This window comes from Rhodovulum sp. 12E13, from assembly GCF_003340565.1.
GTDB lineage: Bacteria > Pseudomonadota > Alphaproteobacteria > Rhodobacterales > Rhodobacteraceae > HLUCCA09.
Map to the genome: position 1 here is coordinate 16,135 of NZ_QPLK01000029.1, position 14,114 is coordinate 30,248.

Annotated in this window: 13 protein-coding genes and 1 tRNA gene; 9 read left to right on the top strand and 5 right to left on the bottom strand. The window is 69.5% G+C overall.

Features of this window, described 5'->3' with window-relative positions; genetic code table 11:
* Window positions 1–69: 69 nt before the first annotated feature.
* Together clpB and DLJ49_RS18050 are read right to left on the bottom strand one after the other, a co-directional pair.
* Window positions 70–2,682 (bottom strand): ATP-dependent chaperone ClpB, encoded by a 2,613-nt coding sequence (clpB, locus tag DLJ49_RS18045; RefSeq protein WP_115394932.1) that lies wholly within the window; start codon window positions 2,680–2,682, stop codon window positions 70–72.
* 165 nt (window positions 2,683–2,847) lie between these two features.
* Window positions 2,848–3,474, bottom strand: a complete 627-nt coding sequence (locus DLJ49_RS18050) for an ICP22 family protein (protein ID WP_147277339.1) — start codon at window positions 3,472–3,474, stop codon at window positions 2,848–2,850.
* Window positions 3,475–3,611: 137 nt separating this feature from the next.
* On the opposite strand from DLJ49_RS18050, the gene DLJ49_RS18055 reads away from it, so the two are divergent.
* The 7 genes from DLJ49_RS18055 to DLJ49_RS18085 all read left to right on the top strand — a co-directional run bounded on the left by DLJ49_RS18055 (window position 3,612) and on the right by DLJ49_RS18085 (window position 10,002).
* Window positions 3,612–3,815: a hypothetical protein gene (locus DLJ49_RS18055; protein ID WP_115394934.1), complete on the top strand. Its 204-nt coding sequence runs from the start codon at window positions 3,612–3,614 to the stop codon at window positions 3,813–3,815.
* A gap of 85 nt (window positions 3,816–3,900) precedes the next feature.
* Window positions 3,901–4,611, top strand: coding sequence for an orotidine-5'-phosphate decarboxylase (gene pyrF, locus DLJ49_RS18060; RefSeq protein ID WP_115394935.1), 711 nt, complete (start codon window positions 3,901–3,903; stop codon window positions 4,609–4,611).
* A 63-nt stretch (window positions 4,612–4,674) separates the two neighbouring features.
* Window positions 4,675–5,280 (top strand): 3-isopropylmalate dehydratase small subunit, encoded by a 606-nt coding sequence (gene leuD, locus DLJ49_RS18065; protein ID WP_115394936.1) that lies wholly within the window; start codon window positions 4,675–4,677, stop codon window positions 5,278–5,280.
* 323 nt (window positions 5,281–5,603) lie between these two features.
* Complete coding sequence (locus DLJ49_RS22550; RefSeq protein WP_233489217.1) at window positions 5,604–6,446, top strand: hypothetical protein; 843 nt, start codon at window positions 5,604–5,606, stop codon at window positions 6,444–6,446.
* Window positions 6,447–6,469: 23 nt separating this feature from the next.
* Window positions 6,470–7,558: an endonuclease/exonuclease/phosphatase family protein gene (locus DLJ49_RS18075; RefSeq protein WP_233489220.1), complete on the top strand. Its 1,089-nt coding sequence runs from the start codon at window positions 6,470–6,472 to the stop codon at window positions 7,556–7,558.
* Between the two features lie 36 nt (window positions 7,559–7,594).
* Window positions 7,595–8,695 (top strand): 3-isopropylmalate dehydrogenase, encoded by a 1,101-nt coding sequence (leuB, locus tag DLJ49_RS18080; RefSeq protein WP_115394938.1) that lies wholly within the window; start codon window positions 7,595–7,597, stop codon window positions 8,693–8,695.
* A 164-nt stretch (window positions 8,696–8,859) separates the two neighbouring features.
* Entirely contained in the window at window positions 8,860–10,002 is a 1,143-nt protein-coding gene (locus DLJ49_RS18085; RefSeq protein ID WP_115394939.1) for a DUF8173 domain-containing protein, read from the top strand.
* Here DLJ49_RS18085 and DLJ49_RS18090 read toward each other — a convergent pair.
* Entirely contained in the window at window positions 9,999–10,958 is a 960-nt protein-coding gene (locus tag DLJ49_RS18090; RefSeq protein WP_115394940.1) for an NAD(P)H-binding protein, read from the bottom strand. The two genes, DLJ49_RS18085 and DLJ49_RS18090, sit on opposite strands and share 4 nt — an antisense overlap.
* 98 nt (window positions 10,959–11,056) lie before the next feature.
* On the opposite strand from DLJ49_RS18090, the gene DLJ49_RS18095 reads away from it, so the two are divergent.
* A complete protein-coding gene (locus DLJ49_RS18095) occupies window positions 11,057–12,010 on the top strand; it encodes a DMT family transporter (protein WP_115394941.1) in 954 nt (317 codons plus the stop codon).
* 44 nt (window positions 12,011–12,054) lie between these two features.
* Window positions 12,055–12,131: transfer RNA gene (locus DLJ49_RS18100), tRNA-Pro, on the top strand.
* A gap of 197 nt (window positions 12,132–12,328) precedes the next feature.
* Here the strand turns inward: DLJ49_RS18100 and DLJ49_RS18105 are convergent.
* Both DLJ49_RS18105 and DLJ49_RS18110 read right to left on the bottom strand, forming a co-directional pair.
* The gene (locus DLJ49_RS18105) at window positions 12,329–13,378 is read right to left on the bottom strand and encodes a site-specific integrase (RefSeq protein WP_115394942.1); all 1,050 of its coding nucleotides are present in this window, start codon (window positions 13,376–13,378) and stop codon (window positions 12,329–12,331) included.
* A 453-nt stretch (window positions 13,379–13,831) separates the two neighbouring features.
* Window positions 13,832–14,114 (bottom strand): hypothetical protein (locus DLJ49_RS18110; protein WP_233489224.1); only part of this gene is annotated, 283 nt, incomplete at its 5' end.

Here is a 14,114-nt window from a genome sequence, read left to right on the forward strand (position 1 = left end):
GGCTGCAAGAAAACGGCCCCGGAGCCTGTGCGCCTGGGCCGTTCAGTCAGGTCACCACGACAGGCCGGGTCAGTGGATCACGGCATCGTCGGGTGCCTCGCGGTTCGAGCTGCCGACGCGGTCGCCGATGATCAGCCCCTCGGCACCGGCGCTCACCGTCACCGTGTCGCCGTCGGACACGTCGCCGGCGAGGATCGACTCGGCCAGCGCGTCCTGCAGGCTCTTCTGGATCACCCGCTTGAGCGGCCGCGCGCCGTAGACAGGGTCGTAGCCCTCGTCGGCGAGCCACGCCTTCGCGCCCTCGTCAACTTCGAGGTTGATCCCGCGCCGCGCCAGCCGCTTCTGCAAAAGCCCCAGCTGAATCTCGACGATGCCGGCCATGTCCTCGCGGCCGAGCCGGTCGAACACGATCATGTCGTCGAGCCGGTTCAGGAACTCCGGCTTGAAATGGGCGCGCACGGCATCCATCACGTCGCGCTTGGCCTGGCTGGGGTCGGCCCCCTCGGGCAACTGGCTGAGCGCCTGGCTGCCAAGGTTCGACGTGAGCACGATCAGCGTCTGCTTGAAGTCGACCGTGCGGCCCTGCCCGTCGGTCAGCTGCCCGTCGTCGAGCACCTGCAGAAGCACGTTGAACACCTCGGGGTGCGCCTTTTCCACTTCGTCGAACAGCACGACCTGATAGGGCCGGCGCCGAACCGCCTCGGTCAGCACACCACCCTCGTCGTAGCCGACATAGCCCGGCGGTGCACCGATGAGACGCGCGACCGCGTGCTTCTCCATGAACTCAGACATGTCGATGCGCACCATCGCCTGGTCGTCGTCGAACAGGAACTGCGCCAGCGTCTTGGTCAGCTCGGTCTTGCCGACGCCCGTGGGCCCGAGGAACAGGAACGAGCCAAGCGGCCGGTTCTCGTCGTTCAGGCCCGCGCGGGCGCGACGCACGGCGTTCGACACCGCCTCGACGGCCCGGTGCTGGCCGATCACGCGGCGGCCGAGCTCTTCTTCCATGCGCAGGAGCTTCTCGCGCTCGCCTTCCAGCAGGCGCGACGTGGGGATGCCCGTCCACCGCTCGACGACCTCGGCGATCTGTTCGGGCCGCACCGCTTCCTCGACCATCACGTCGTCGCCCGTCTCGGCCTCGGCGAGCTGCTTCTCGATGCCGGGGATGATCCCGTAGGACAGCTCGCCGGCCCGGGCGAGATTGCCCTCGCGCTTGGCGATGTCGAGCTCGGCGCGCGCCTGATCGAGCTTTTCCTTGAGGTCGCGGGCGGCGTTCAGCTTGTCGCGCTCGCTCTGCCACTGCGCGGTCATCTCCGCAGAGCGCTGCTGCAGGTTCGACAGCTCTTCCTCCAGCCTGTCGAGCCGGGTCTTGGAGGCTTCGTCGTCCTCCTTCTTGAGGGCCTCGGCCTCGATCTGGAGCTGCAGGATCTGCCGGTCGAGCTGGTCGAGCTCTTCGGGCTTGCTGTCCACCTCCATCCGCAGGCGCGAGGCGGCCTCGTCCATCAGGTCGATGGCCTTGTCGGGCAGGAAGCGGTCGGTGATGTAGCGGTGCGAGAGCTGCGCGGCCGCGACCAGCGCCGAGTCGGAGATGCGCACGCCGTGGTGCAGCTCGTACTTCTCCTTGATGCCCCGCAGGATCGAGATCGTGTCCTCGACCGAGGGCTCGTCGACGAACAGAGGCTGGAAGCGGCGGGCGAGCGCGGCGTCCTTCTCGACGTGCTTGCGATACTCGTCGAGCGTGGTGGCGCCGACGCAGTGCAACTCCCCCCGCGCCAGCGCGGGCTTGAGCAGGTTCGAGGCGTCCATGGCGCCCTCTGCCTTGCCGGCCCCCACGAGCGTATGCATCTCGTCGATGAACAGCACGATTTCGCCGGCCGCGGCGGTGACCTCCGACAGAACGGCCTTGAGACGCTCCTCGAACTCGCCGCGATATTTCGCCCCCGCGATCAGCGCGCCCATGTCGAGCGCCATCAGCTTCTTGTCGCGCAACGATTCCGGCACGTCGCCATCCACGATGCGCAGGGCAAGGCCCTCGGCGATGGCCGTCTTGCCGGTGCCGGGCTCGCCGATCAGCACGGGGTTGTTCTTGGTGCGGCGCGACAGGACCTGCATCGCGCGGCGGATCTCGTCGTCGCGGCCGATGATCGGGTCGATCTTGCCCTCGCGGGCCGCCTCGGTGAGATCGCGCGCATACTTCTTGAGCGCATCGTAGCCTTCCTCGGCCGATGCCGTGTCGGCCGTGCGCCCCTTGCGCACGTCGTTGATGGCGGCATTCAGCCCCTGCGCGGTGACGGCGCCGGCTTCCAGCGCGTCCTTCGCGCCCGAGCGCACGACGGCCAGCGCGGTCAGGATACGCTCGACGGGCACGTAGCTGTCGCCGGCCTTGGTCGCGATCTTCTCGGCCTCGTCGAGCACCTTGGCCAGTTGCGTGTCGACGTAGATCTGGCCGGAATCGCCGCTCACCTTGGGTTGCTTGGCGAGGTTGGTGTCGAGCGCCTCGCGCACGCGCTCGGATGCACCGCCCGCCCGCGTGATCAGGTTGGCGGCCATGCCCTGTTCGTCGTCGAGCAGCGCCTTGAGCAGGTGCTCGGGCACCACGCGCTGGTGATCCTCGCGCATGGCGATGGTCTGTGCGGCCTGCAGGAAGCCCCGCGACCGCTCCGTGAACTTCTCGAGGTTCATCGGTGTCTCTCCTTCATCAAGCGCCCGTTTCCGGCGCCCCCGACCCATGCGGCGGACGCCCCTTGCGGACCTCACGAAAGCGAGATGGGGAGGGTGTTGCCCCTTTGCAACCGGGCCGGGAGAGGACCCCGCCGGCCAGGGCGTCGCAGGGCGAGGCGCCGCGCATCACGGGGACTGCGCTTGCGTCCCTTCCGCGTCCCCGCCCGCCATGCCATCGGTGGCGCCCGCCGCCTCGTCGGTGGCGGGAGCGGATCCCGTGCCCTCGACGGTGGCAGACCCGCTTCCCGATCCGCTGTCCGCCTCGTCGGCCGCCGCCTCGCCGGTCTCGTCCTCCGGCAAAGCCGTGCGGACATCCGACTCGCGCACCTGATCGGGCACTTCCTCCTCTTCGGCGATCTCGCCGGCCACGGCCTGGTCACCGCCCGGATCGACGCGGCCTCCGCCGGGCGGATCTGCCGGCCGGTCCAGCATCTCGTCGCCCTGCGTGGCCGAGGTCGCGTTGGGCGAACTGCCCTCCTCCAGCGGGGTCGGCGCATCGGCGAATACGCCCGGCTCGGTCGCGCCGCCGATACCGTCGGGCTCGCCCCCCTGCCCGTCGACCGACTCGTTGGCCTGATCGGCAGCCGTGTCGCCCCCCATCCCGGCCTCTTCGCTTCCGGGCTCTTCACCGGTATTCGTCAGCACGAAAACGGCGAGCGCCAGGGCGACCAGCACCCCCACGATCACGAGTCGCCGGGCCAGGCTCGCCCCCCCGAGGCGCGCCATCCTGTCCCGAATGGTTGTCGCCGCCATGCCTTCTCTCCTTCTTTCCTGGATTTCGTGGGCAACGGCCGCAGCCGGCGGCTGTTCCGCGAGCGCGGCTGGATGGAGCGAAGCGTTTACCTTTCCGGCGTAGATGTGGCGGCGCACGGCAAAGACGGAGCGACGGAATGGCCCCCAGCAGCACCCGAATCTGTGGCGTCACCTACGATGCGGCGCGCCGCCTCTACTCGGGCGACGTGATCTATGCCGGGCCCGAGGGCCTCCTGCAGCTGCGCGTCAGCGCGCCCGGCGTCCCCGGCTGGAGCTACGAGCGCACCCTGCATGCGCTGTCCGAGGCCGGCGCACGCCGACGGGCCGAGGCGCCGCGCTGATCCCGCCGCCTCCGGTCGCCACCTTGACCGCACCGCGCCTGCCCGCCATCACGCGCCGCGAAGGGCACTGGCGAAGGGGGCCGCGATGAACGGGCAGACACGGGACGGCGACGACCGGCTGATCGTCGCGCTCGACGTGGCCGACGCGGTCACCGGCCTCAGGATCGCCGAGCGGATCGGCCCGGCCGTGTCTTTCTACAAGATCGGGCTCGGCATGCTCACGGGCGGCGGCCTCGCCCTCGCGCAGGAGCTGAAGGATACGCACGCCAAACGCATCTTCCTCGACATGAAGCTTTTCGACATCGGCGCGACGGTCGAGACGGCGGTACGGGGGCTCTGCCGGTTCGACCTCGATTTCCTCACGGTGCACGGCGATCCCCATGTCGTGCGCGCCGCCGTCGAGGGGCGGGGCGGCACCGATACGTGCATCCTCGCCGTGACGATCCTCACCTCGCTCGACCGCGCCGATCTCGACGAGGGGCTGATCCGCGCGGGCGACATGGCCGGAATCGTGACCGAGCGCGCCGCCCGTGCCTTCGCCGCCGGGGCCGATGGCGTGATCGCCTCGCCGCACGAGGCCGCCGCGATCCGCGCCCTGCCCGAGGCAGCCGGCAAGATGATCGTCACCCCCGGCGTGCGGCCCGCCGGTGCCGACCTCGACGACCAGAAGCGCGTCGCCACCCCCGCCGGCGCGATCGGCGCGGGCGCCGACTACATCGTGGTGGGCCGCCCCGTCTGGCAGGCGAAAGACCCCGCCGCCGCCGCGCGCGCCATCCTTGCCGATCTGCCCGCCTGACCGCGGCCGCGCTTGCCCCGCATCACCGGCTGCCCTAACAGGGCCGCAGACGGAGGGTTCGCCATGGAAAAGTTCGAGACACTGACCGGCATCGCCGCGCCGCTGCCGCTGATCAACGTCGACACCGACATGATCATCCCCAAGCAGTTCCTGAAGACGATCAGGCGCTCGGGGCTCGGGGTGAACCTCTTCGACGAGATGCGCTACACCGACGACGGCAGCGAGAACCCCGACTTCGTGCTCAACCGTCCCGCCTATCGCGAGGCGGAGATCCTGATCGCGGGAGACAATTTCGGCTGCGGCTCCAGCCGGGAGCATGCCCCGTGGGCGATCAAGGATTTCGGGATCAGGGTGATCGTCGCGCCCAGCTATGCCGACATCTTCTACAACAATTGCTTCAAGAACGGCATCCTGCCCATCACCCTGCCGCAAGAGCAGGTCGACATCCTGATGAAGGACGCCGAGAAAGGCGCGAACGCCCGCATGACTGTCGACCTCGAGGCGCAGACGATCACCGCCTCGGACGGGCAGGTCTTCGCCTTCGAGATCGACCCGTTCCGCAAGCGCTGCCTGCTCGAGGGGCTCGACGAGATCGGCACGACACTGGAAAAGGCCGACGCCATCGCGGCCTTCGAACAGGCGCAGGCCGGCGCCCGCCCCTGGATCTGACGCGACGCCGCCAGCGCCGCGCTCCGCAGCCTCCGCAGCATCATTCCTGATGCGGGGGACTGCCGCATTTCGCCCACAGTCTTGATGCAAACGCGCACCACTCCGACCGCAAAACCGCCCCAGAAAATTGGTTAACCTTAACAGCAGGTTGGCACACAGGCGGAAAGTGGGCAGAAATTGGGCGACAATGAGGCAGGCCGCCGGCACCGGCGGAGAACAGGGAACAGAGGTGCAGGCCACCGCGGCCTGACGCCCGTGGCAGGATCGGACGTGCACGCAACGCCCGTTTCACAGGACCGTCCCGTGCAGGGGGGCAGGGGGTGATGATGCGCCTGGCCAACGGCGCCCTTCGCGGGCTGCTGACGGGTGTGCTCGTCGCCACGCCGTCGCTGCTCCTGCCGGGCGTCTCGGCCGATACCGCGCAGGTCGTCTCGCTCGTTGGCCTCGCCATGGCGCTGCTCGTGACGATCGAATACGCGTCGAGCTATCCCAGCCTGATCGAGTTCCGCGACGCGCCGCCCTTCAACCGCATTCGCTTTCTCTGCCTGTTCGCCACAGTCTTCCTGCTGTCGATCCTTCTGCGCGGCGAGGCCGAGGCGAGCGGCTTCGCCCTGTTCGTGGCGGCGGTGGGGCACCTCGCTGGCGTGGTGCTCGACGTTCCGTTCAGCCCGATCCGCCTGCTGCTGCTGACCCAGCCCGAGACCACGAGCGCCGCCGACATGATGACCTTGCGCGCGGCGCTCGGCCTGTCGTTCTTCGCCGCGTTCTTCTCGTTCGTCATCTTCTACCTGATCCTCAAGCTGGCCGACTGGCCCCGGTCGGTGGGCGCCTTCAACGTCTGGACGAACCTACCCACCTTCGACCCGACGACCGGCAGCGATGTGGTGAGCCGCCTGCGCCGGGACGGGCGATTCAACCTTGCGCTCGGAGCGCTCCTGCCGTTCCTTGTGCCGGCGGTGACGCTGGCCAGCGGCACCGTGTTCGGCCCCGCGGTCGAAAGCGACGGGCAGTCCCTGATCTGGATGGTGGCCGCATGGGCCTTCCTGCCCCTCAGCCTGTTCATGCGCGGAATCGCGATGTTGCGGGTGGCCGACATGATCGAGGAGATGCGGCGCCGCTCCACTGCCGCCCCCCACGTCGGCCCGGCGGTCGCGCCGGCCGAATAGCCCTCGCCGCGCTCGTCTGGCTCGTGGCGCAGGCGGCCGCCGCGACCGAACTGCGCCTCGCCACCTGGCATGTCGAACTGTCGCGCGACGGCCCGGGCCTCCTGCTGCAGGACATTGCCGCGGGCGACGACCCGCAGGTGGCCGCGGTGCTGGCAGTGCTCGAAGAAACACGTCCCGACATCCTGCTGCTGACCGGCATCGACGTCGATCCGGGCGGCGCGACGCTCTCTGCGCTGCAGGATGCGCTCGAGGCCGCCGGCACGCCTTTCCCCCACGCCTTCGCGCCGGCCTCCAATGCCGGTCTGCCCAGCGGGGCCGACCTCGACGGTGACGGGCGCACGGGCGAGGCGCGCGACGCACAGGGGTATGGCCGGTTCCGGGGCGACGGCGCGATGGCGCTGCTCAGCCGGTATCCGGTCGACGCGGGCGGGGTGCGCGACTTCACCGCGCTCCGGTGGCGCGACCTGCCGGGGGCGACGCTGCCCGTGACACCCGAGGGCGATCCCTTTCCCTCGGCGGCGGCGCAGGCCGTGCAGCGCCTCTCGAGCGCCGGCCACTGGGCCGTGCCGGTGCTGCTGCCGGGCGGGAGGCGCCTCACGATCCTCGCCTTCGCCGCCACGCCACCCGTCTTCGACGGCCCGGAAGATCGCAACGGCCTGCGCGCGGCCGACGAGACACGCCTGTGGCTGCGGATGCTCGACGGCGCAGTCGGGCCGCCGCCCGAGCCGCCCTTCGCCGTGCTGGGCCGCGCCAACGTCGATCCGGTCGATGGCGAAGGGGTGCACGCGGCCGTCCGTGCCCTGCTTGCCGATCCCCGCCTGCAGGACCCGGCCCCCCGCAGTGCCGGTGGTGCCGCCGCCGCCGACCGCGCCCACCGGGGCGATCCCGCGCTCGACACGGCGGAATACGACGGGCCCGGCAACCTGCGGGTGGACTACGTGCTGCCCTCGGCCGACTTGCGCGTGACGGGTGCGGGCGTCCACTGGCCCGAGGGCACGGCAGAGACGGTGCGCGCCGCTTCGCGCGGGCGAATCGTCTGGGTCGACGTGGCGCTGCCCCCTCCCCAGCCGCCCGACGGAGCCCAGCTTGACCCTGCCGGAGGCCCACGCTAGGCGCCGCGCGATCCTCTCGAAAACGCGGAGCGCACGATGGCCACCCCCTCTCTCCTGATCCTGCCCGGCGACGGCATCGGCCCCGAAGTCATGGCCGAGGTGCGCAAGGTGATCGACTGGTGCGGCACAAGGGGCCTCGCCTTCGACGTGGAGGAGGATCTGGTGGGCGGCGCGGCCTACGACGCCCACGGCACGCCGCTGGCCGACGCCACGATGGAAAAGGCGCAACAGGTCGACGCCGTGCTGCTCGGTGCCGTGGGCGGGCCGAAATACGACGTGCTCGACTTTTCCGTGAAGCCCGAGCGCGGCCTCCTGCGCCTGCGCAAGGAGATGGACCTTTACGCCAATCTCCGCCCGGCCCAGTGCTTCGACGCGCTCGCCGACTTCTCGTCGCTGAAGAAGGATGTCGTGGCGGGCCTCGACATCATGATCGTGCGCGAGCTCACCTCGGGCGTCTATTTCGGCGAGCCGCGCGGCATCCACACCGAGGGCAACGAGCGCGTCGGCATCAACACCCAGCGCTACACCGAGAGCGAGATCGCCCGCGTCGCGCGCTCGGCGTTCGAGCTCGCGCGAAAGCGGTCGAACAGGGTCTGCTCGATGGAGAAGGCCAACGTGATGGAATCCGGTATCCTCTGGCGCGAGGTGGTGCAGGAGGTGCACGACCGCGAGTATCCGGACGTCGAGCTGTCGCACATGTATGCCGACGCGGGCGCGATGCAGCTCACCCGCTGGCCCAAGCAGTTCGACGTGATCGTGACCGACAACCTGTTCGGCGACCTGCTGTCGGATCTCGCCGCGATGCTCACCGGCTCGCTCGGCATGCTGCCGTCGGCCTCGCTCGGCGCGCCGATGGCCAACGGCCGGCCCAGGGCGCTCTACGAGCCCGTGCACGGCTCGGCCCCCGACATCGCCGGACAGGGCAAGGCCAACCCGATCGCCTGTATCCTCTCCTTCGCGATGGCGCTGCGCTATTCCTTCGACAGGGGCGCCGAGGCCGACCTTGTGGAAAAGGCCGTCGAGGGCGTTCTGGCCGACGGCCTGCGCACCGCCGACCTGATCGGCGAAGAGGGGCGCACCCCCGTCAGCACGCAGGAGATGGGCGACGCCATCGTGGCGAAACTCGCCGCCGGCTGACCCACTGCCAGATCGGAACCGAAACCCGGCCCGGTGCGTCTCGTACCGGGCCGCTTGCTGTCACGGCCCAACCGTTGCGCAGGGGCAGCAGCGGATGACGACGGTCAAATCGCGGCGACCCGCGCCGGTGTAGCGTCGCGCCGCAGCAATCGGGGGAGGCTCCCATGATCAGGCATCTCGCAACCCTTCTCGCGCTCGCCCTGGCCCTGACGACCGGCGCCGCCGCGCAGGACGACGACACCGCGCGCGACTTCGCGGGTGACCGCTACCTGTCAGGCACCACGCCCGACTCGACCACACCCGTTGCCGGCGATCTCTTCGCCGCCGGCGAGCGCGTCGACGTGGATGGCGAGATCGGCGGCGCGGCGCACCTCGCCGCACGCCGCATCAGCCTGACCGCGCCCGTCGGCGACGATCTCTACGCCGCCGGCATGGACGTGCGCGTGGCTGCGCCGGTCGAGAGCGCCGCCACGCTCGCGGGCTACGACATCGAGGTGGCGGCACCCGTGGGCGGCAATCTGCGCGCCTTCGGCCGACACCTCGCGATCGGGTCCGACGTGGGCGGAAGCGTCATCGCCGCCGCGCAGACCATCGAGCTGTCGGGCACTGTGGCAGGCGATGCCGACCTGACGGTCGACGACATCTCCTTCGGCCCCGGCGCCAGCGTGGCCGGCACCCTCACCCTGCGCGGGATCACCGAAGCGGAGGCCGCCGTGCCGGAGGGGCTTGCCGGCGATGTGCGGTATCTTGAGCTTCCACCGGGCGCAGAGGGCTTCGGCGAGCGGCCCGCGATGGAGCTTCCGGGCCTCGGCGAGATCGTGCTCGCCGCCGTCGCCGCCTTCGTCGTGGGTGTGCTGATCGTCACGGCGCTGGCCCTCGCCGCCGCCAGCCTCGCGCCCCTTCGCGTCGAAGAGGCCGTCGAGCGCAGCTTCCATTCGCCCGGCGGCACGCTCTGGGCGGGCATCCTCACGCTATCGCTCATCCTGGGGGGCGCGCTGGTGCTGGCGTTGACGGGCATCGGGGCGCTCGCCCTGCCCCTGGTCTTCTTCGCGGCCTTCCTGCTGGCCGTGGCGGGCTACGTGATGGGCAGCTACGCGATCGGCGCCCGCATCCTGCGCGACGAGACGCATGGCGCGCCCGACCGCTTCGGTCCGCGCGCGGGTGCGGCGCTCCTCGGTGCGGCCCTCGTCGCCCTGCTCGCGCTCATCCCCTTCGCGGGTTGGCTGGTCGTGCTCGCTGTGGCGCTGTTCGGCCTCGGCGTCATCCTGCCGGCGACGGCGCGTATGGGAGAAGGCGCGGCAGCCTAGAAGACCGCGTGCGCGCCGAGGTCGACCGTCGCCTCGCCCGCCGCAAGGCGACGATAGAAGTCGGGCAGTGTCTCGTTTCCCGTCTCGGGGGTGGCGTCGGCGTCGTAGCGGCCGGTCCGGGGGTCGAAAACCAGCATCGACTCGGTGGCGTAGTAGCGCCCGATCCGGGCGAACTCCGCCTTGTCGGCCATCGCCCGGCTGACCCACCCCCCAAGGCTGAGGCCGCCAATGATCGCATCCATCATCCGCACCGGCACATGGCGAAACCGCGGCTCCATCCCGAAGGCGGCGAAGAGCGCCTCGCCCTGCTGGCGCGGGGTCAGCGCCGGGCCGGGGCCGCCGATCGGCAGGATACGGCCCTGCAGGCTTGCATCCGTCAGGCAGCGCACGAGGTAGCGCGCGAGATCGTCGTCGCTGATCGGCTTGCAGGCGGTCAGCGCCCCGTCGCCGAACAGCAGGAACGGCTTGCCCGCGCGCACCCGCTCCGCCTGCCCCGAGAGCGACTTGAAGAAGGCGGTGGGCCGCACGATGGCGTAGGCAACCCCGCTTTCGCGCAATTCGCCCTCGAAGGCGAGCTTGGCCTTCTGGAACTCGAGCAGCGGCTTCTGCACGCAGATCGCGGAGAGCAGCACGAAGGGCGCCGCGCCCGCCTCGCGGGCCAACGCCAGAAGGTTGGACTGCGCGCGATGCTCGATGGCCCAGGCCTCGGCCGGGGCGCCGGTGCGCGAGGCGAGGCACGAGATCACGGCGTCGAACCGGCCCACAGCCCGCAGCGACGACGGCTCGGCCACATCGGCCTCGACCGGCTCGACACCAAGGGGCAGCGCCCCGGCCCGCCCCGGCCGCGCGAGCGCGACCACCTCGTGGCCCGCGCGCAGGAGGGCCCGCGCGGTGGCCGCTCCGATCGTGCCCGTCCCGCCGGCAAGCAGCACCCGCCGCCCCTGTCGCTCCGCCATGCGCCGCGTCTCCCCAACCATTCTGCCACGATGGACACGGCGACAATCCGTGATAGCCCTGCCCCAGTTCAACCCCTGCCGATCGAGGACGACACGGCATGGCTCCCAACCTGCGCGGGGCGCTGCTGGCGCTCGCCGCCTTCTTCCTGTTCTCGGCCCACGACGTGGTGGTGAAGTATCTGGGCGGCAGCTACGCCCCGGTGCAGATCGTCTTCTTCTCGGTCCTGTTCAGCTTTCCGCTCGCCACGCTGATGGCCGTGGGCGACCGGACCGACGCCAACCTTCGCCCCACGCACCCCGGCTGGATGGCGGCGCGGATGGCCGCGGCGGTGGTCACCGGGCTCTCGGCCTTCTACGCCTTCTCCAACCTGCCGCTCGCGCAGGTCTACGCGATCCTCTTCGCCACGCCGCTGCTGATCACGGTCCTGTCTATCCCGGTGCTGGGCGAGGTGGTGCGCATCCGGCGCTGGGCCGCGGTGGTGGTCGGGCTTTGCGGGGTGCTCATCGTCCTGCGACCCGGCGCGCAGCCGCTCGAGACGGGCCACCTCGCCGCGCTGACCGCGGCGACCGGCTCTGCCGTCGCCTCGATCATCGCGCGCCGCATCGGGCGCGACGAGCGCCCCGTCGTCATGGTGCTGTTTCCGCTGCTTGCCAACCTCGCGGTGATGGGCGCTCTCCTGCCGCTGGTCTACCGGCCGATGCCGGGCCTCGACCTCGCCGCGCAGGCGCTCATGGCCGGCCTCGCCTTCGGCGCGAGCCTGCTCGTGATCCTCGCCTACCGCGCCGGCGAGGCCGTCGTGGTCGCGCCGATGCAGTATTCGCAGATCGTCTGGGCCAGCGTCTACGGCGCACTCTTCTTCGACGAGCGCCTCGACGCCTGGACGGCCGCCGGCGCTGCCGTGATCATCGCGAGCGGCATCTACATCCTGTTGCGCGAGGGGCGCCCCGACGCCTCGGCCAACCGGCCGGTCCTGCGCACCCGTTCGCGCTATTACACAGGCACCTTCCCCCGGATCAGCGCCTTCCTGCGCGGCGACCGCGACGAGCGGTGACCCTTGCAAAGCCTCTCGGGCTTTTGTATCCCGCGCGCTACGGTCGGAGTGTAGCTCAGCCTGGTAGAGCACTGTCTTCGGGAGGCAGGGGTCGTAGGTTCGAATCCTGCCACTCCGACCAGCAAAACAAGGGCCCCGCGGGGCCCTTTGTCGTTTCAAGCGCTGACATTTCTGGGGGCCGTCCCAGAAATCCGTCTTATACCGGCATGGGGCCGTGGCCTGTCGCAGGGTCACAACCCTGGTGGCGCGGACCCGCCGAACAAAAAGGCCCGCCGCGCTCGTCGCGCGGCGGGCCTTCATACGGGCAGAAACGACAGCTCAGGCGGCGCGCCGGCCGGCCCTGTTTGCGGCCGCGACGGCATCGGACTGGAAGTCCGGGTGATGGTGCGCGTATTCATTCAGGAGCGTTTCCATGCTGACCCCGAAGAAGCCGGTCGCTTGCCACATATCCATCCCCGCCTGCATGGCCCAGGTGATGGCCGTATGACGAAGCGTATGGCGGGTCACGTTGGGCAGCCCAGCCGCGGTCTTGGTCGTGCGCCAGGCATTCTTCACGCACGCGACGCCAAACCCGCGGAACTCGATGATCCAGTCGCTCTGTCTCGTCTTGTGCCAACGACGAAGGTGCGCAAGGAGCTTCGGCGGGATACGGATGGAAGGAGCGCGCTTCTTCGTGACCCGGGCGCCGCTGCTCTTTCGGTGCAGCATTCCCGTCGCGAGATCGACGTGCCCGCCTGCCGAGTGCGGTTTCCACTTGAGGCCGAGGATCACGGTCTTCCGCGACCCTGTGTAGAGACCGATGAGAATGAACCGCGCCAGATGGCGGGTTTCCGGACGACGCCGGGCGGCGCGGATGAGCTTCGCGGCCTGTTCCCGGGTAAGCCAAACGTCCCGTGCCGGCGGACGGTCGGGCATCCAGATCGTGGGCCTCGCGACGCCGGAAGGCAACGCGTAATTGATGGCAGCGCGCAGGCAACCGAGCTCACGTCGCACGGTGCTGACCGCGACACCGCGCTTCTGGACGTACATGCCGCAGAGATCCTCTGTGATCTCCTGCACGGGCAGATCACCCCACCAGCTGTCCAGTGCATCGATGGCATAGCCGATTCGCGCGGGATCTTCTGCCTTTGCGGCGGGACCTTCCCCGTACATGGCGAGGGCCTGAGCTACCGTGAGCTCATGCGGGTCGGCAATCCGGGGCGCCTGATCCTTGCGGATCAGGTACAGCCTGAGCGCTGCTTCAGCTTGTTCGCGATCGACCGTGCCGGTCGAGAATTCGTGTTGCCCGTCTCGGATGACGTAGACGGCCTTTCGTTTGCCCTTGGCCTTCCGGAAGTAAAGGCGGGCTCCTTTCGCGCGACGCGGCATAGGTCAATCAGCTCCTTTACACTGTCTCTGTCGATCCGCCTCGCGGAGCCGATGACGACCGTCAGGCCGTGATCGTCCGCTGCTCGCTCGAGTCCGGCCTTGGGCACGCCCAACTCCTTCGCCAACTCGTCGAACTTCAACAGGCGGACCATGCGGACTTCCTCGAGATCGGTCTTTGGTTTGGGTCTGTGGCCCCAGCGGGACCGAGCAGGACGTCGATCCGACGGTCGCCAGACGGAAACCACGGCCGAAGAAAAGACTGCACGAAGGAGCCAAGGTACTGAAGTAAATTGACTCTTTTCCCGGCACGGCCGCAGGACAAGAGTTCGATGTTTCCCGGCTGAGTGGGGCCTCGGCCACCTTAGGCGGTTCAGAGGTTTGCTGCCCTGACACCGTGACAAGACGCCAACTCCCCAAGCCTGGTCCTCAGACGCCGAGGAGCTGGCAATCATCTCAGATGTCGCGGAACGTCTTCGCGAGATCGTACAATCGCGCGAGGTACCAATCCAGCGCCGTGTCGAAGGAGGGCGACTCGGCCGACAGAGCCGGCTCGCCCATCATACCGTCGAGCGTGTCGATCATGGTGTCGATCTGGATGTGAACCGGCCCTTTAACAGGCTGCTGAAAAACTCTCGCCCCGGAGACACGCTCGAAAATCGGGCGATTTTTCACGATCTCTCGTCGAGCTGGTGGCCGACCGCCGTGCCGGGGATCGGTTTGCTCGACGAGCGAGCGC

What these genes read in the sequence shown, in the direction of transcription:
- clpB (WP_115394932.1), bottom strand. Translation starts at nt 2,682, where the DNA reads ATGAACCTCGAGAAGTTCACGGAGCGGTCGCGGGGCTTCCTGCAGGCC.
- DLJ49_RS18050 (WP_147277339.1), bottom strand. Translation starts at nt 3,474, where the DNA reads ATGGCGGCGACAACCATTCGGGACAGGATGGCGCGCCTCGGGGGGGCG.
- DLJ49_RS18055 (WP_115394934.1), top strand. Translation starts at nt 3,612, where the DNA reads ATGGCCCCCAGCAGCACCCGAATCTGTGGCGTCACCTACGATGCGGCG.
- pyrF (WP_115394935.1), top strand. Translation starts at nt 3,901, where the DNA reads ATGAACGGGCAGACACGGGACGGCGACGACCGGCTGATCGTCGCGCTC.
- leuD (WP_115394936.1), top strand. Translation starts at nt 4,675, where the DNA reads ATGGAAAAGTTCGAGACACTGACCGGCATCGCCGCGCCGCTGCCGCTG.
- DLJ49_RS22550 (WP_233489217.1), top strand. Translation starts at nt 5,604, where the DNA reads ATGATGCGCCTGGCCAACGGCGCCCTTCGCGGGCTGCTGACGGGTGTG.
- leuB (WP_115394938.1), top strand. Translation starts at nt 7,595, where the DNA reads ATGGCCACCCCCTCTCTCCTGATCCTGCCCGGCGACGGCATCGGCCCC.
- DLJ49_RS18085 (WP_115394939.1), top strand. Translation starts at nt 8,860, where the DNA reads ATGATCAGGCATCTCGCAACCCTTCTCGCGCTCGCCCTGGCCCTGACG.
- DLJ49_RS18090 (WP_115394940.1), bottom strand. Translation starts at nt 10,958, where the DNA reads ATGGCGGAGCGACAGGGGCGGCGGGTGCTGCTTGCCGGCGGGACGGGC.
- DLJ49_RS18095 (WP_115394941.1), top strand. Translation starts at nt 11,057, where the DNA reads ATGGCTCCCAACCTGCGCGGGGCGCTGCTGGCGCTCGCCGCCTTCTTC.
- DLJ49_RS18105 (WP_115394942.1), bottom strand. Translation starts at nt 13,378, where the DNA reads ATGCCGCGTCGCGCGAAAGGAGCCCGCCTTTACTTCCGGAAGGCCAAG.